This is a genomic window from Sporosarcina gallistercoris, from assembly GCF_014836415.1.
Taxonomy (GTDB): domain Bacteria; phylum Bacillota; class Bacilli; order Bacillales_A; family Planococcaceae; genus Sporosarcina; species Sporosarcina gallistercoris.
The window spans coordinates 38,791-55,616 of the sequence record NZ_JACSQY010000005.1 but is presented as its reverse complement, the minus strand read 5'-3'; the positions used below and the strand labels follow the sequence as shown (position 1 = coordinate 55,616).

At 43.7% G+C, this 16,826-nt stretch carries 14 protein-coding genes; 11 read left to right on the top strand and 3 right to left on the bottom strand.

What is annotated here, in order from left to right; all coding sequences use genetic code 11:
• The first annotated feature begins 7 nt into the window (after positions 1 to 7).
• The 5 genes from H9659_RS08265 (at position 8) to H9659_RS15655 (ending at position 4,649) form a co-directional block, all read left to right on the top strand.
• A complete protein-coding gene (locus H9659_RS08265) occupies positions 8 to 229 on the top strand; it encodes a YozE family protein (RefSeq protein WP_191689474.1) in 222 nt (73 codons plus the stop codon).
• An 81-nt stretch (positions 230 to 310) separates the two neighbouring features.
• Positions 311 to 1,015: a purine-nucleoside phosphorylase gene (deoD, locus tag H9659_RS08260; protein WP_191689473.1), complete on the top strand. Its 705-nt coding sequence runs from the start codon at positions 311 to 313 to the stop codon at positions 1,013 to 1,015.
• Between the two features lie 78 nt (positions 1,016 to 1,093).
• Complete coding sequence (locus H9659_RS08255; RefSeq protein WP_191689472.1) at positions 1,094 to 2,590, top strand: lmo1851 family serine protease; 1,497 nt, start codon at positions 1,094 to 1,096, stop codon at positions 2,588 to 2,590.
• Positions 2,591 to 2,650: 60 nt separating this feature from the next.
• Positions 2,651 to 3,547 (top strand): CobW family GTP-binding protein, encoded by an 897-nt coding sequence (locus tag H9659_RS08250; protein ID WP_191689471.1) that lies wholly within the window; start codon positions 2,651 to 2,653, stop codon positions 3,545 to 3,547.
• Between the two features lie 193 nt (positions 3,548 to 3,740).
• Positions 3,741 to 4,649 (top strand): CAP domain-containing protein, encoded by a 909-nt coding sequence (locus tag H9659_RS15655; protein ID WP_318240709.1) that lies wholly within the window; start codon positions 3,741 to 3,743, stop codon positions 4,647 to 4,649.
• A 47-nt stretch (positions 4,650 to 4,696) separates the two neighbouring features.
• Here the strand turns inward: H9659_RS15655 and H9659_RS08240 are convergent, their stop codons facing one another.
• Entirely contained in the window at positions 4,697 to 6,052 is a 1,356-nt protein-coding gene (locus H9659_RS08240; RefSeq protein ID WP_191689470.1) for an MATE family efflux transporter, read from the bottom strand.
• Between the two features lie 305 nt (positions 6,053 to 6,357).
• Between H9659_RS08240 and H9659_RS08235 the strand changes: the two genes are divergently transcribed.
• The 6 genes from H9659_RS08235 to H9659_RS08210 all read left to right on the top strand — a co-directional run bounded on the left by H9659_RS08235 (position 6,358) and on the right by H9659_RS08210 (position 14,891).
• The gene (locus tag H9659_RS08235) at positions 6,358 to 7,440 is read left to right on the top strand and encodes an undecaprenyldiphospho-muramoylpentapeptide beta-N-acetylglucosaminyltransferase (protein WP_191689469.1); all 1,083 of its coding nucleotides are present in this window, start codon (positions 6,358 to 6,360) and stop codon (positions 7,438 to 7,440) included.
• 198 nt (positions 7,441 to 7,638) lie between these two features.
• Positions 7,639 to 10,461 carry a 2-oxoglutarate dehydrogenase E1 component gene (locus H9659_RS08230; RefSeq protein WP_191689468.1) on the top strand — a complete coding sequence of 941 codons (2,823 nt, stop codon included), beginning with the start codon at positions 7,639 to 7,641 and terminating at the stop codon, positions 10,459 to 10,461.
• 48 nt (positions 10,462 to 10,509) lie between these two features.
• Positions 10,510 to 11,745, top strand: a complete 1,236-nt coding sequence (gene odhB, locus H9659_RS08225) for a 2-oxoglutarate dehydrogenase complex dihydrolipoyllysine-residue succinyltransferase (RefSeq protein ID WP_191689467.1) — start codon at positions 10,510 to 10,512, stop codon at positions 11,743 to 11,745.
• A 76-nt stretch (positions 11,746 to 11,821) separates the two neighbouring features.
• Entirely contained in the window at positions 11,822 to 12,022 is a 201-nt protein-coding gene (locus H9659_RS08220; protein ID WP_025784293.1) for a DUF6501 family protein, read from the top strand.
• 91 nt (positions 12,023 to 12,113) lie between these two features.
• Entirely contained in the window at positions 12,114 to 12,977 is an 864-nt protein-coding gene (locus tag H9659_RS08215; RefSeq protein WP_191689466.1) for an ATP-binding protein, read from the top strand.
• 9 nt (positions 12,978 to 12,986) lie between these two features.
• Positions 12,987 to 14,891 (top strand): vWA domain-containing protein, encoded by a 1,905-nt coding sequence (locus tag H9659_RS08210; protein ID WP_191689465.1) that lies wholly within the window; start codon positions 12,987 to 12,989, stop codon positions 14,889 to 14,891.
• A gap of 17 nt (positions 14,892 to 14,908) precedes the next feature.
• Here the strand turns inward: H9659_RS08210 and H9659_RS08205 are convergent, their stop codons facing one another.
• Both H9659_RS08205 and H9659_RS08200 read right to left on the bottom strand, forming a co-directional pair.
• Positions 14,909 to 16,105 carry a toxic anion resistance protein gene (locus H9659_RS08205; protein ID WP_191689464.1) on the bottom strand — a complete coding sequence of 399 codons (1,197 nt, stop codon included), beginning with the start codon at positions 16,103 to 16,105 and terminating at the stop codon, positions 14,909 to 14,911.
• Positions 16,080 to 16,754 (bottom strand): 5-bromo-4-chloroindolyl phosphate hydrolysis family protein, encoded by a 675-nt coding sequence (locus H9659_RS08200; protein ID WP_191689463.1) that lies wholly within the window; start codon positions 16,752 to 16,754, stop codon positions 16,080 to 16,082. Before H9659_RS08200 ends, H9659_RS08205 begins: the two co-directional genes overlap by 26 nt.
• Between the last annotated feature and the right edge of the window lie 72 nt (positions 16,755 to 16,826).

Sequence of the window (16,826 nt, the reverse complement as noted above, 5' to 3'; positions counted from 1 at the left end):
TCCACGGATGGACCGCTCTTTTTATCAATTTGTATTAACGTATCGCGGCGGTGAAAAAAACGATCCTTATTCTGTATTTGCAGAAACCATGTTTAACGATCAAAGTTTTCCAAAGTATGAACGCTCGTTCGATGCGCTGTCACGGTATATTGAAGAGAAAGCCGATTCGCAAATGTCTTCAGTTCTGTTTGACGAATTGTATCGTCATTTCGAAGACCGATTCCTTTAAAACGGGCGGTGGAACCGTTGCAATACCGCCTGTTTAACTGTATGATGGTTACAGAAAATGAAAAAGAGGTGCTATGTAGAGATGAGTATACATATTAATGCGAAAAAAGGCGATGTCGCCGATACGATCCTTCTTCCTGGAGATCCACTACGGGCGAAGTATATTGCAGAAACATTCCTGGAAGATGTTGTTCAATACAACGAAGTTCGTAATATGTTCGGTTTCACAGGAACTTACAAAGGGAAACGCATTTCTGTTCAAGGAACGGGTATGGGAGTTCCATCCATCTCAATCTATACAACTGAACTTATGCAAGAATTCGGCGTGAAGAAACTGATTCGAGTAGGAACATGCGGAGCTATTCAAAAAGACGTGAAAGTACGTGACGTCATCCTTGCTCAAAGTGCTACAACGAATTCACCAATTAACCGTACATTCTTCAACGATGTGGATTACGCTCCAACAGCAGACTTCGAGTTGCTACTGAAAGCGTATAATGCAGGAAAAGTGAAAGGTTTACACCTTCAAGTAGGAAATGTCTTCACGGAAGACTTCTTCTACAATGAGCATGCAGAACATGAAAAGCTTGCTTCTTATGGAGTTCTAGCTGTTGAAATGGAAACTGCTGCACTATATACACTTGCTGCAAAACATGGTTGTCAAGCACTTTCAGTTCTTACAGTTAGCGATCATATTCTGACAGGTGAAGCGACAACTTCTGAAGAACGTCAAACAACGTTCAATGAGATGATTGAAGTTGCTCTAGAAGCTGCTATTCAGGAATAATCTAAATGGGGCCGCCAGCCAGTTAGCGGCCCTTTTTCGACTATACACGTAATATAGAAGTAGAAAGTGGGATCGCGAATGGACGAAAATGAACAAAAAGAGCAGAACCGGCCACCAGAACCGGAACAGCATCCGGCTCATAATCGATATTTTAAAATCAAACCGTTCTCCTTCGTCATGCTGATTTTCACATTAGTCATACTTACTGCAGGAATTACCTTTTTTGCGCTTACATTCGGCGATGACAAAGTTGTCGAAGTAGTGAATCCCCAAAAAAGCGATCGTCAAGAATTCCAAAAGTTGTATGACGCCTATGATGAAATCAAGAAAAGTTATTTTGAGGATATTGACGAAAAGGCGATATTAGATGGCGCCATCAATGGGATGGTCGATTCTCTGGATGATCCGTATTCAGATTACTTGAACACAGAAGAGACCGAACATCTGATGGAAAATATTTCATCCAGTTTCCAAGGCATCGGTGCTGAAATCCAGGAAGCGGACGGCTATATCAAAGTGGTGTCTCCTATAAAAAATTCACCTGCTGAAAAAGAAGGCTTGTTGCCGAACGATCTGATTCAGGCGGTGGATGGTAAAAGCATCCAGGGGATGTCTTCTTCTGAAGCTGTCATGCTCATCCGTGGTGAAAAAGGGACAACCGTTACGTTAACGATCAAGCGTGGAGAGAAAGCTGAACCTTTTGAAGTGAAGATTAAACGTGACGATATTCCGATAGAAACTGTGTATGCAGAAATGCTCGATGGAGGAATTGCGCATATTCGAATGACTACTTTCTCTGAGCATACGTACGATGAATTACTAACAGCGTTAGACGAAATGGAAGCCAAAGGAATGAAAGGGCTTGTACTTGACGTCCGACAAAATCCGGGTGGTGTACTGGATGGGGCTCTGAAAATTTCCGATCTGTTTTTGGATAAAGGAAAAACCATCCTGCAAACCAAGGAAAAAGGGAAGAAAGCAGTCATCTACCCAGCATCTGATGGACGGAAAGTGGAAGTACCTGTTGCCCTTGTTGTCGATGACGGAAGTGCATCTGCCTCAGAAATCCTAGCAGGTGCTTTGAAAGAATCCTCAGACATTCCGATTGTGGGCATAAAGACATTTGGTAAAGGTACCGTACAATCCCCTTTGGATATGAAAGACGGTTCCAACTTGAAGATCACAACTGCGAAATGGCTAACACCTGATGGCAATTGGATCCACAAGAAAGGAATTGAGCCAGACGTAAAAGTCGATTATCCATCATATGCAATGCTGCCTTTCCTGGATCCTTCTGAAGAGATGAAGGAAGGACAGGTTTCAGCTAACACAGAAACTGCTAAAGAAATGTTGAAAGCAGTTGGCTATGACGCAGGGGAAATCGATGGTCTATTCGATGAATCCATGACACAAGCTGTGAAAAAACTTCAAGCCGATCTTAAACTTGAGGAAAATGGTGTTTTAACAGGAGATACGGCCATTGGTCTCATGAACAAACTCCGCGAAAAAATCGAGAAAGACGATCCACAATTGTTGAAAGCGAAACAAGTTGTGCTCGATGAACTCGGTAAATGAGCTGAAGGCGCCCAATCCAAACGGATTGGGCGCCTTCTCTACTAGAAAGGATGGAATGTAATGATAGATGTATACCTGTATAGCGGTTTCTTAGGGAGTGGGAAAACGTCCCTTCTCCTAAATTCCATTTCACAACTAAAAACAGCAGGTAGGAAACCGGCTGTATTGATGAATGAGTTCGGAGAGATCCCTGTCGACTCAGATTCTGTAGCGGCAACGGGAGAAGTTCCGTTAAAAGAACTATTGAGTGGCTGTATTTGCTGCACAGGGTCTGAAAAGACGGAAGCTCAACTGCAAGCGCTCCTGGAAGACTATGAAGACATTGATGTCATCTTGATAGAGACAACGGGCGCTGCACACCCTGTGGAGGCATTGGACGCTGTCTATTCACCACTATTTTCCGATCGGCTTCGTGTGAAAGGGATTGTCACTGTAGCAGATGCACTCCGTTGGGTGCATCGTGAAGAGCTGTCACCTAGAATACACTCATTGATGCTGGAGCAAATTCGTCATGCCCATATCATCGCGTTGAACAAATCCGATTTGGTAACGGAGTCTCAGTTAGCAACAATATCAATGGAACTTGCCAATTTGAATACTTCTGCACCTATCATTCAAACGGTTCAAGGTAAACTGGATTTTTCTTTCATTGAAAAAACGCTGGCAGTTGAAAAACAACCTCAACAGCCGATTATTTCTGGTAAGCACTTACCACTTTCGTCAAAAGTCATTACTTTTTCAAATCCGGTAAAGAAAAGTGACGTGGAAGTGTGGACGGCAGCCCTTCCAGATACCGTATACCGGATGAAAGGATATATTCCTATCGAAGGTGTTAAAAATCCGATGCTCTTCCAATATGCTTACGGTATGGTCAATTGGATGCCAGAATACGTAAAAATGCCTGAGCGCGTTGTTGTGATTGGTGAAGGCATTGATCATATTGACTGGAGTAGTTGAATAGACACTTGAAAATGCTTTGTCAATACGATTTGTTATCCAATAATTCATCCCTTATCCAGAGATATCCATTGAGATCTTTCTTCAACCCTTTTTCAAAGACTTAGAGATAGGTTGTGGGGATCTCTCCAAAGAGTTCCAGTTTTACTTACGTCTTCTTCGTTTACGATAGTTTCGAAGGGAGGCGTACAAGATGAAAAAATCGATAGCAGTCATCTTACTCGGTTCGGCACTCGTATTGCCGAACACTAGCCAGGCAGAAGCATCTACATTAGATGCTGTCCAAACGAAAACAGTAGTAAAAACTTTTAAAGTGGAGGGGACTTTGCAACAGCTCCCGACGCAGCTTCAATACAACAAAGGAGATCTTCAGTCTTTTTATAATGGGTTTGCTATTTGGTTAAAGAAACATTATGATAAGCCACAGGAGAAACCTGTAGAGAAACCGGATACTCCAGTGGAAAAGCCGAATGTACCCGTAGAGAAACCGGACACACCAGTGGAAAAGCCGGATGCACCCGTAGAGAAACCGGACACACCAATGGAAAAACCGGATGCACCCATAGAGAAACCGGACACACCAGTGGAAAAGCCGGATGCACCTATAGAAAAACCGGATACTCCAGTAGAAAAGCCCGACACACCAGTTGAGAAACCGTCTCTTCCAACTAATCCAGTACCTGAAGAAAAACCAGAACAAACACCTGACCAAGGACAAGTTTCTGCGAGTCAAATCGAACAAGCGGTCTTGACGCTAACCAATGCGGAACGACAAAAAGCAGGTTTGAAAGCTCTTCAAATGGATGATAAATTGATGAAGACCGCGCGTGCAAAATCTGCCGACATGGCTTCGAAAAATTACTTCTCTCATACGAGTCCGACATATGGCTCACCGTTTGACCAGATGAAAGCGAACGGCATTACATATCGTGCCGCTGCTGAAAACATCGCTATGGGTCAACGCAGTGCAGAAGAAGTTGTCAAAGGCTGGATGGAGTCTCCGGGACACCGTCAAAACATCTTGACCCCCGGATTCACACATATCGGCATCGGTTATGATGCTAAAGGTAACTATTGGACACAACAGTTCATACAAAAATAACGAAAACCGCCTATTCAGCAAAGATTCTCGCTGAGTAGGCGGTTTTTCTATCTCACGAACAATTCGTGTTTTTTCTGTACAATTTTTAGTCGGATGCTTAATGTTATAGCTCCAACCGTCAACCCGGCGATTAAGCCGACCCAATATCCAAAGGGTCCTAGGTCGGTATAGGTTGCTGATAGATACCCGACAGGCAGTCCAATCACCCAAAGGGAAATGAAACCCATCAGGAACGTGGTGTTGACATCCTTGTAGCCGCGCAACGCTCCTTGAATAGGGGCTTGGACAGCGTCCGATAACTGAAATAACGAAGCGAATATGAAAAACTGAGATGCCAGTATAATAATCGAACGGTCTGTCGTGTATAACGAAGCGATCGGTTCTCTAAATGTAAGCAATATCGCTATGCCTAGAAAACTGAAGACCACTGCAAAACTGATACCAAGTAAGCTATATTTTTTCGCATCTTCAGGCTGCCCTGCACCAATCGATTGCCCGACGAGTATAGTCGCTCCCATTGAAATACTGAGGGGAATCATATACAACAAGGACGTGAAGTTCAGTGCGACCTGGTGTGCAGAAATCACTTCTGTCGAATAAGAACTCATCATTAATGTGACCACTGAAAAGATGCTTGTCTCGATGAAAATGGACATGCCGATCGGCACGCCGATGAACAAAATTTCTTTCCAATACGACCAGCGTGGCAGCTGCCAATGTTTCAGTAACTCGTATTTTTGATAGGGTTTAGCAGCCACCGCTACAGCACCAGCAATGGCAAACACAATCCAATACGTAATTCCTGAGGCATAACCGGCACCAGCTCCACCAAGTTCAGGGAAACCGAAGTTACCGTAGATCAATAAGTAGTTCAATAAGACGTTGATCGGAGCAGAAATGAGAATGATGAACATCGACACTCGCGTAGAACCGAGTGCATCGAAGAACGATCGCAATACGGTATATGCGAATAATGGGGCAAGACCGATACTCATCCCTTTCAAATAGTCGATCGCAATAACCTTTACAGGTGCTTCAAGGGACATGCTGCGGATAATCGGAAAGAAAACAAGAATAATCAGTCCGAAAACGACCGCTGCTAAAGCGATGGATACATAGATTCCCTGTTGAACAGATGGTTTGACGTGCTCATTACGTTTGGCACCTACATGTTGCGCGATGATCGGAGTAAGAGCCATCAGTATTCCCGCAAGGCCGGTGTAGACAGGCACCCAAAATGATGAACCGATTGTCACACCCGCTAAGTGGTATGTATCGTATCTCCCCGTCATAAGGATATCAAAGAATGTTACTAAGTATAGTGCCACCTGTGTGATTAAAATCGGCATGACAATTTTGGCGAAACGGAACGATTTTCTTTCCAGAGGAAGAGAAGATTCCATCGATTTCCCTCCTTTTTTGATTCAATCCTTATTGTATCATGCTTATTTTGGTATACTATCAAAAGAAACAAATGAGAATGACTTTATCTTCGTTCAGTATAAAACTCCACCTCTATTGGTGAGAAGATAAATGATTTCTTTTTCATGTTCGGCAAAAGTTCAAATCACTGCTGAACAAAGACAATGCCTCCGGCGGATGTCACAGATTTTTATGAGGGAATTTCCGAGTAAGCTCGAAAAAATCCGGACGCAATTTCGCAGAGGCGTAATTGAAACTTAATGAACAGAAGAGGTGAACGGCCCTTATGAAACGGCCAGTAATCGTATTAACAGGTGGAGGAACGGCGGGTCACGTCTCAGTTAACGAGGCGATAATCCCTGCATTTTTAGAAAGAGGATACGAGATTCACTATATCGGATCGCATGAAGGAATTGAGCGGGACTTAATCGGTACAGGTCATCCAGAAGTGACCTACCATGCTATTGATAGTGGTAAACTTAGACGTTATTTTTCGATGAAAAATTTCACAGATCCTTTCCGCGTCGGCGCAGGTGTTTTGCAGGCATATTCGATTCTGCGGAAATTGAAGCCGGAGATCATTTTTTCAAAAGGGGGGTTTGTTTCAGTACCTGTAGTGCTCGCTGCGAAACTTGCGCGTATTCCTGTGGTCGCACACGAATCAGACGTATCTCCAGGTCTTGCAAATAAGATTGCACTTCCTTTTGTAAAGCATATCTTTACAGTGTTTGAAGAAACACTCTCATATGTCCCTTCAGAGAGATCCTCCTGTACAGGGGCCATCATACGTCCGGAATTATTTGAAGGGGATCGAATGACAGGATTACGGATGTCCGGATTGTCTGAGGACAAACCAGTTGTCATCGTAATGGGAGGAAGCCAAGGTTCTGCTGTCCTCAATGAGGCGCTGAGAGCGAACCTGCCAACAATTCTAGAAGACTTTCAGGTCATCCACTTATGTGGGAAAGGGAATCTAGATGAGTCACTTGACCTAACGGACGGATATGTCCAATTTGAATATGTGACAGAGGGATTACCTCACTTGATGGCAGCTTCTGAATTAGCGCTATCGCGTGCAGGCTCGAACGCCATTTTTGAATTACTGGCTGTTCGAATACCGATGCTGCTCGTACCCTTGTCTGCTGAAAAGAGTAGAGGAGACCAAATCTTAAATGCTGAACACTTCAATAAACTCGGCTTTGCACATGTCCTTAACGAAGAAGACATCACGGAAGCCTCCTTACTGAACGGACTTATTCGTTTGGCTGAAGATAAATCGAACATCGTGTCGAAAATGGAACAAACAGATGCAACTAAAACGCCGGAGGAAATGGCAAATCTGATTCTAGCATGTCGAACGGACTCGTAAATCCGATTCTCCACAAAATGGACACTTGCGTTTTATAAACTCTTGCATAGATAGTCTGCAAGGTGTAAACTAGTCCGCGGATAATACATGCAGGTGCTAGAACGAAACCCTTTCAGTTCAAGTGTTTGCATGGTAACATAGAAATGGATATAAAAATTTGCGCAACATGCCTAAAGGCAAATGTGGAGGTAATAACTCATGTCGAACAGTGTTGGTTCCGAGCGTTCACCGTATGCAGCTTTTTCAGGTCCGAACCTTGGCTACGTAATGGAAATGTATGAGCTTTACAAAAATGCACCAGAATCCATCGATCCAGAACTTGCTGAATTCTTTAAGCGAAATGGTACTCCTGAAAGCGGAGGCGATAACCTCTCAAGTTTAGCGAGCCCGGATGGAGCACAAGGAAATCCAGCTGATTTCCGTAAAGTTCTTTCCGCGTACAAACTTATGGATGCAATACGCGCATACGGACACTTGAACGCTGATATTTACCCGCTGAATGACCGTCCGAAAGACGCTTCACGAATTGAACTTTCAGCTTATGATCTCTCTGAACGTGATCTTGAAGCAATGCCAGCGTCACTTTTCTTAACGGAAGTTCCATCCCAAGTGGAGAATGCACTAGACGCTGTAAACTATTTGAAATCCCTCTATACAGGCAAAATCGCTTATGAATTTGCCCACTTGATAGAAGAAGAGGAGAAGCATTGGATCCAGGAAAATATTGAATCCGGAAAATTAGCGATTTCCCTCTCTTCAGATGATAAAAAACAATTATTAGATCGTCTGACTAGGATTGAAGGTTTCGAGAAATTCATCCATAGAACGTTTGTAGGAGCGAAGCGGTTCTCGATTGAAGGACTTGACACTTTAGTCATCTTCCTAGATGAACTAGTCCGACGTTCCGAAGAAGCACAGACGAAGAAAATGTTGATTGGAATGGCACACAGAGGACGATTGAACGTTCTTACGCACATCTTGAACAAACCTTATGAAATGATGTTCGCAGAATTTGCGGGTGTGCCATCAGAACCGTTTTTGCCTGAAGATGGGTCTGTGGAAGTGACACGGGGCTGGTTTGGTGATGTAAAGTATCACCTTGGTGCTTTGTATAAAGGTCAAACAGGCATGAATCGTTTTCTTGCTTATAACCCCTCACACTTGGAAGTCGTGAATCCTGTAATTGCAGGACAAACACGTGCTGCCCAGGAGAATACCGATCATCCAGGCATCCCGGTACAAGATACGAATGCTGCCTATGCAGTCATGGTTCACGGTGATGCTGCGTTCCCTGGAGAAGGGATTACACAGGAAACATTCAACTTCAGCCGCGTTCGCGGATTCCAGACAGGTGGATCCATTCACGTCATCGCGAATAATATGATCGGGTTTACGACGGAGTATTACGATTCGCGTTCAACTCATTATTCTTCAGATATGGCAAAAGGATTCGAGGTTCCAATCCTGCACGTGAATGCAGATAGTCCTGAAGAAGTTATTGGCGCTGCATTATTTGCATTTAACTACCGCCAGAAATTCGGTAAGGACGTGCTGATCGACCTCATTGGGTATCGCCGTTACGGACACAATGAAATGGATGAGCCGATGGTTACAAACCCTGTCATGTACCAAGATGTGCATAACCATCCGACAGCTCGTCAATTGTATGGTGAAAAGTTAGTGAATGAGGGTATCCTGACCGCTCAAGAAGTTGAGACATTGGATACGGAAGTTTTTGCTGAAATGCAGCGTGCTTATGACAAAGTGAAAGAGTTTGCATCAGATACAAGTACTATTTCCAATGTAACTCCCGATGCGGTTCTTGCGGGTTATCCACGAGATCTTCAAACAGGTGTATCTGAAGAACGTCTTCGTCGTATGAACGAAGAGTTACTCTCATATCCGGAAAACTTCAATGTGTTCGGCAAGTTGGACAGAATCTTAAAACGTCGCCAAGATCCGTTTAACGGAAAAGGGAAAATCGACTGGGCACATGCAGAGCAACTTGCATTCGGATCGATTCTTCAAGATGGAAAGCCGATCCGTATGTCGGGTCAAGATATCCAACGCGGTACATTTGCACACCGTCATCTCGTGCTGCACGATGAAAAAACAGGTGAAGAATTTGTTCCGCTGCATCACATCAGTGATTCCAACGCATCATTTGTCGCTTACAACAGTCCATTGACTGAAGCGGGTGTCGTAGGTTATGAATTCGGTTATAATCTGGAAGAAGAGAAAACCGTAACTATTTGGGAAGCGCAATATGGAGACTTCTCCAATATGGCTCAAGTGATGTATGATCAGTTCATCTCATCCAGTAATTCGAAGTGGGGTCAGCAATCCGGTTTAATCATGATGTTACCGCATGGTTATGAAGGGCAAGGACCGGAGCACTCAAGCAGCCGGATCGAACGTTACTTGCAATTGTGTGCTGAAAACAACTGGACAGTTGCAAACATTTCAAGTGCAGCAAACTACTTCCACGTACTTCGCAGACAAGCGGCAATACTTGGAGATGAAGCTGAACGTCCGCTCGTCATTGCAACACCTAAATCACTTCTGCGTCATCCGCTTGTCGGTGCTGATCTTGCTGACTTGACGGAAGGTCACTTTGAAACAGTATTGGAAGAGCCGAATACTGGTAAAAACGTAGACAGCGTGAAGAAAGTGATTATGACTAGCGGTAAAATGGCAATTGACCTTGCAGAGAAAGTGAAAGATGGAGAAGGATTCGAACACTTGCATATTGCACGGGTAGAACAATTGTATCCATTCCCATCTGACAAATTGTCTGCAATCATTCAACGATTCCCGAACGCAGAAGAAATTGTTTGGGTCCAAGAAGAGCCCAAGAATATGGGCTCATGGTCATTCGCACTTCCATATTTATACGAAATTTCACAAGGTCTTAAAGTGAATTACGTAGGACGTATCCATCGTGCAAGTCCTTCTGAAGGAAACGGTACGATGCATAAACTCGAACAACAGCGTATCATTGATGAAGCACTTAAAAAATAAGTAGCGCAATTCCTGAATGATTGAACGATATAAGAGGAGGAAATTATTGTGGCAGAGATCCGAGTACCCGAACTGGCAGAATCGATTACCGAAGGAACTATTGCAAAGTGGCTCAAACAACCAGGTGAATCAGTAGATAAAGGTGAATTCATCGTTGAACTGGAAACAGATAAAGTAAATGTTGAAGTGATTTCTGAAGAAGCTGGAACGGTTCAAGAACTGATGGCGGCTGAAGGCGACACTGTTGAAGTCGGTCAAGTCATTGCAATAGTTGGAGCAGGTTCCGGAGCACCGGCGCAGCAGTCAGCTGCTCCTTCTCAACCTGCACAGGAACAGTCTGCACCAGCAGCATCTGAACCAGTTGCAGCACAAGCACCTGCTGAAGAAGCAGCATCTGGTGATCGTCTGATTGCTAGCCCTGCAGCACGTAAATTAGCACGCGAAAAAGGCATTAACTTAGCCGATATTTCACCTGTAGATCCAATGGGACGTGTACGTGTTCAAGACGTAGAAGCACACGGAACTGCACCTAAAGCACAACCCGCTGCACCAGCCGCTCCTAAACAAGAAGCAAAAGTGGACGATGGCCGTGTTGAGCGCGTGAAAATGAGCCGTCGTCGTCAGACGATTGCGAAGCGTTTGCTTGAAGTGAAACAAAACACAGCAATGCTTACAACATTCAACGAGATTGATATGACCAATGTGATGGAGCTTCGTTCACGGAAGAAAGACGAGTTCTTCGACAAGAACGATGTACGTCTTGGCTTCATGTCATTCTTTACAAAAGCGGTTGTAGCTGCCCTTAAAAAGTATCCAAATGTCAATTCAGAACTTGATGGTGATGAATTGATCATGAAAAACTACTTTGATATCGGTATCGCTGTGTCAACTGAAGGTGGATTGGTTGTACCGAACGTTGTCGATGCTGACCGTAAAAACTTTGCTGAAATCGAAGCAACAATTGGAGAACTCGCTAAAAAAGCACGTGATAACAAATTGACACTTGCTGATATGTCAGGTGGTTCTTTCACAATTACAAACGGCGGAGTGTTCGGTTCACTTCTATCTACTCCAATCCTAAATGGTACTCAAGTAGGTATTCTTGGAATGCACACCATCCAAAAACGTCCGATTGCAGTTGGTAATAATGTTGAAATCCGTCCGATGATGTACGTGGCGCTTTCTTATGACCACCGTGTCATTGATGGAAAAGATTCCGTCGGTTTCTTGAAAATGATTAAGGAATTAATCGAAAATCCAGAAGACCTTCTTCTTGGATCATAATTATTAAATTGAACCGTCCGCTTCAAGCGGGCGGATTTACTCTTACACTTTTCTAGAGGAAAGGCGGGATCCTATCATGTCTTCGTTCAAAGAATGGCTTCATGCTCCGGCCATCCGGCAAGTCGTCTGTAAACATGCAGACGCTGAAAAATACTTAGTGACAAACGTGCTCACACCAGGCAAAACTTATGATGTGAAAAACGAAACAGAAGAATTTCTTTTCGTCGTTGACAACACAGGTAAAGTCGGCGGATATTACAAAACTTATTTCGAATGATATACAGGTATCTGCAGTGAACTACTGATGAATAAAACGGTCTGATGCGGTTAGAGCATCAGACCGTTTTATATAGGAGGAGATTGATGTCATGGACTCGTTTATCGAGCAAACACTAGCAATGCGGGCCAAAAGAACGTATAGAGAAGAAGACCGTCTGCTTATTCAAAAAGGCGGTTATGTTAGTCCCAACCCCAATTTGTATGATGATATTCTTGTTGCACTTTCTTTGAAAAAACCGATTCTCTTAAAAGGGCCTTCAGGCAGTGGTAAAACCCGTCTAGCTCAAAGCATTTCAGCATTGTTCCAGCAGCCTATGCAAAGTGTCAACTGTTCAGTGGATCTGGATGCTGAAGCGTTGTTAGGATTTAAAACAATTGTCTCACAAGACGGACAGAGTACAATTGAATTTGTGGATGGGCCTGTCGTGACAGCCATGAAGCGCGGCCATCTTCTATATATCGATGAAATCAATATGGCTAAGCCTGAAACACTGCCGATTTTACATAGTCTTCTCGATCATCGGCGGATGCTCACCAATCCATTTACTAGTGAAGTCATTGTTGCTCATGAAGATTTTTCAGTCCTCTCTGCGATCAATGAAGGGTACATCGGAACTTCTCCGATGAACGAAGCACTGAAAAATCGCTTTGTCTCATTTTCAATTCCTTATTTGCAGGCGGAACAATTACGAACCGTTTTGGAACAGGCAGTACCGGAGGCGGAAGCACCTGTTATAGATACAATAATGAATCTGTCGGAGGACTTATCGAAACAAGCTGCAAATGGATTGCTTGCTGACGAAGCAGCATCCGTCAGAAGTCTTATTAATGCACTCCAGCTTGCTGTGCACATGCCAGTGGATCGGGCTGTAACCTATGCGATTGCCGAGCTTTTGGAAGACAAGATGGAACGCGATCTCGTGAACGAATTGACAGCCACGTGGGTGAAATGAGGGATCGTGATGGATAAGGTCAATCGGTTCATACAATTTAATGACGAATCAGTTGAAACGCGTAAAATCCTGCTTTATGAAAGGATTGCGCAGTCATTGGCAAATGCGCCGTTTGTGAAGATCACTGAACGCCAGTTAATCGAGTATCAGCCTAAAGATGCGACATTTGCGATGAGCGTCTTTTGGCGACATCGTTCTGAACAAGTGACACATTTAGGTCGCCTTTCTGATATCTATCTACTTGCTGCAGGTTTTTACAAACAGTTTGACTTGGCAGCATGGAAAAGATTCGCGTTTGAGATGAAGACTAGCCGTCATCCTAAATTAGCTGGTCAAATCATGATGTTGCTTGAAGAATTCAGATTGATGGAAGCGATACAAAGAACGCGTGTCGGAACGAAAAGAGCCTTTGCAATGCGCATTGAAGTCTATGCAGAGTTCCATAAGGATCGACTATTATCGAATGCAAAAAGAGGATTCCTTTCGGATGCGTTCATTAACCAATTATTTTTGGATATCCATACAGGGATGACGTCTTCTCCGCATGAATCATTACATCAACTTCCTATGGAGCGTGTAAGGCAAGTTGCACAAAGCGCCTATGAGCTGAAAACCACTTCACAGAGTGGAGATCTGGCAAAACGAATTATGGATCTCGTGGAAGAACAACTGACAGGAGATAGTGTACTTCCCTTATATACATTCGGCGAATCGTTTGAGGAAGGCAAATCGAAGGCGATGAGTGCGAGAGCCATGTCTGATCCGGGTGAATCAGACAACCAGGAACTGAAGGAAACAATTGAAGAGGAGTTTCGCGCTTGGCATCGTGAAACAGAAGAAGGAGAGGGGACACATCTGGAATTCGAGCTCCAACAAGGCAAACAAGGGGCTGCAGATGCATCTGAATCTTCGCCAGGGGATGAAAATGCCGAAGCTCAACAGTTAGGACTAGGAAGTTCGGAAGGAAATGACAAAGAAGGGACTGCTAATCAGCAATCAGAAATTGCCGGTGACCGTTTAGAACAAACTTCAGTGAAAGCAGGTTCGGATTATGGTGCTGCCCATAGACATGTTACATTTAGCGTAACGAAAATATCGAATCGGGCAGAAACTATATCGGCTGTAACGTTAACAAAATGGCGAAATAACCATTTACCAATTGTCCGTGCACTTGTGACGGAGATGAAAAAAAGACTTGAACGGAAAAAACAGCTCAAGCGGGAGAACCTGACGAAAGGTCGTCTCTCTTCAAAGCTAACCTCCATGCTGACAGATGAACGACCGAGACCGTTCTATCGTAAGCAAGCACCTTCACAAGAACTCGATGCCGTTTTCGGACTACTCGTAGATGGTTCAGCGTCCATGATTGACAAGGTGGAAGAGACAAAAGAGGCAGTCGTTCTATTTCATGATGTTTTACGGAAATTACATGTATCCCATGAAATCACTACCTATTATGAAGATGCCTTTGAAGCAACCAAAGATGTGCAACCTAATTTTTTCGAGGTGATGCATACGTTCGATGAAACACATGTTGATAGCGGCCAGGCCATCATGAACTTTGAAGCGCACGAGGATAACCGTGATGGGTTTGCGATTCGATGGATGGCGGATCGACTTGCGGGAAGGTCCGAACAGCACAAGTTCTTACTCATCTTCTCTGATGGCGAACCTTCAGCATTCGGATATGATCGAAATGGCATTGTCGACACAGCAGAAGCGGTCTGGGAGACTGAAAAGCGTGGAATCTCTGTTGTGCACCTGTTTTTATCGGCCGAAAAGCCGACTGATGACCAAAAAGAGTTGTTCGCAACAATGTTTGGCAACAAAACCGCGGCGTCTGATTCAGTAGAAGAATTCGCCAACGAAACGCTTCGTATACTTAGGAAGCTTTTAGCAATTGCGGCTCAATGAAAAAACGCAAAACCGCCTTATAAAGGACGGTTTTGCGTTTTTTCGTGGATATTAAGAAGACGCTGTTTTAACTCTTCTTCCATTCTGCCGATTTCGCGTTCCGCTTCTTTCCGCTTCACGCGACCATCAGCCTGAATGACAAGCGTTTCTTCTATTGTTTGGATCAAGTTTTCCTGTGTCTTTTTCAATGTATCAATTTCAATGATGCCACGTTCGTTTTCTTTTGCGGTTTCAATAGAATTCAGTTTCAGCATTTCTGAATTACGGAGCAGTAAATCATTCGTTGTTTTTGTAACCAGACGCTGTGACTCCACCGCTTTCTTTTGGCGATTCAAAGTTAACGCAATCGCGATCTGATTTTTCCATAACGGAATGGACGTCATGATCGACGATTGGATTTTTTCAGCAAGCGTTTGGTTGGTCTGCTGAATCATACGGATTTGAGGTGCGCTTTGGATGGTAAGCTGGCGCGACAATTGTAAGTCATACAACCGTTTTTCAAGTCGATCCAAAAACTGGCTCATATCATTGACTTCTTGTATGGCCATCTGGTCATTCGAAAGTTGCGCAGCTTCGCGCATTTGCGGAATCGTGATGTTTGCAAGTTCATCGCGCTTTATTTCCGCAGCGGCGATATACACGTTAAGCGCTTGGAAATACGTCTTGTTCTGCTCATATAAATTATCGAGCATATGCACATCCTCTATTAACCCGCGTTTAGAATGTTCCAGTTGGACACCGATACGGTCGATTTGAGTACTTAGCTTTTGATATTTCGTCATCATTTCTTGTATGGAACGGGATGCCTTATTAAAGATTCGGCTTAGGCCGGTCTTTTTCTTTTCAGATAAATCGTCTGGATCGATTTCAGATAATTTACCCATTAAATCGTTTAATACATCACCCACAGGACCGATGTCTTTACTTTGTACGTGGTCTAGCATTTTATGGGAAAAGCGCGAAAGTTCGTTTTGCGCAGTAGCTCCATAAGTCAAAATGGCTTCATAATCGCCCACAGGAATCTGGTCGGCAAGTTCCTTAGCTTTTAGCTGTTCTTCTGGTGATAAGCGATCCATTAAAGCTACAGATGCATTGTTATCAGGCTGTTCAGTCTGCATTTCTTTCGGTAACATTGATTCACTTCTATCGAATGGGTTGCTTAGAAGATCGTCAAAAGATTTTACATCATTATTCATTGGCTGATTTTCGGTCATTGAATGGTTCTCCTTTCGGGTGAGGCAAGGATTTTTTGCGAGCCATCGTAATATCTACATAATCGAGTTCCAGTTGCAAGGCTGCCAAATCAGTGGCAAGTGCGTCCTGCAGATCGCCTTCCAATTGGTGGGTAACGTCTGTAATTGTTTCCCGAGTATGTTGAAGTGCAATACGGACTTCTTTTTCTTTCAATTGCTGATTGGCAAGCAGTGCATATTTAGATGTCAGCTCAACTGCAGAATCCAGATGTGCGTAGAAGAACTGTTCTGTTTGATAAAACTTCTTAGGATCATTTCGTACAATTGTAAGTATCTTTCTAGAAAGGTTACTCAACTCATATACTTGACGGAAAGCCTGTACCGAGCGAACCTGTCCATATAGACTATTCAATTTTTTAATTTTTATCTTGGCTTCTTGAATTTGTAATTCAATATGGCGATATTCGGATCGGGTCATGCCGAGTTGTTTAACTGATGAGCTGATTTGAGCTTGTTTCATGGCAAAAGTACCACCTAGGTACATGGCAATTAGAATACCCGTTGCTGCAAAAAAGTGGATGCCAGTTCCGAGTAACAAAAAGAGGTATGTTCCAAAACTGACGGGCGCCACGATGAAGTGCCTCATAAAAAACTGTTTGACTTTATGCATCTTCGGTCAGCCCTCCTTATCGTTGATGTTCTATACCTTATTACGTATAAGCGGTAGCAAAAGTTTCATCGA

Coding starts and splice junctions, on each gene's coding strand:
- H9659_RS08265 (WP_191689474.1), top strand. CDS start 8: ATGGACCGCTCTTTTTATCAATTTGTATTAACGTATCGCGGCGGTGAA.
- deoD (WP_191689473.1), top strand. CDS start 311: ATGAGTATACATATTAATGCGAAAAAAGGCGATGTCGCCGATACGATC.
- H9659_RS08255 (WP_191689472.1), top strand. CDS start 1,094: ATGGACGAAAATGAACAAAAAGAGCAGAACCGGCCACCAGAACCGGAA.
- H9659_RS08250 (WP_191689471.1), top strand. CDS start 2,651: ATGATAGATGTATACCTGTATAGCGGTTTCTTAGGGAGTGGGAAAACG.
- H9659_RS15655 (WP_318240709.1), top strand. CDS start 3,741: ATGAAAAAATCGATAGCAGTCATCTTACTCGGTTCGGCACTCGTATTG.
- H9659_RS08240 (WP_191689470.1), bottom strand. CDS start 6,052: ATGGAATCTTCTCTTCCTCTGGAAAGAAAATCGTTCCGTTTCGCCAAA.
- H9659_RS08235 (WP_191689469.1), top strand. CDS start 6,358: ATGAAACGGCCAGTAATCGTATTAACAGGTGGAGGAACGGCGGGTCAC.
- H9659_RS08230 (WP_191689468.1), top strand. CDS start 7,639: ATGTCGAACAGTGTTGGTTCCGAGCGTTCACCGTATGCAGCTTTTTCA.
- H9659_RS08220 (WP_025784293.1), top strand. CDS start 11,822: ATGTCTTCGTTCAAAGAATGGCTTCATGCTCCGGCCATCCGGCAAGTC.
- H9659_RS08215 (WP_191689466.1), top strand. CDS start 12,114: ATGGACTCGTTTATCGAGCAAACACTAGCAATGCGGGCCAAAAGAACG.
- H9659_RS08210 (WP_191689465.1), top strand. CDS start 12,987: ATGGATAAGGTCAATCGGTTCATACAATTTAATGACGAATCAGTTGAA.
- H9659_RS08205 (WP_191689464.1), bottom strand. CDS start 16,105: ATGACCGAAAATCAGCCAATGAATAATGATGTAAAATCTTTTGACGAT.
- H9659_RS08200 (WP_191689463.1), bottom strand. CDS start 16,754: ATGCATAAAGTCAAACAGTTTTTTATGAGGCACTTCATCGTGGCGCCC.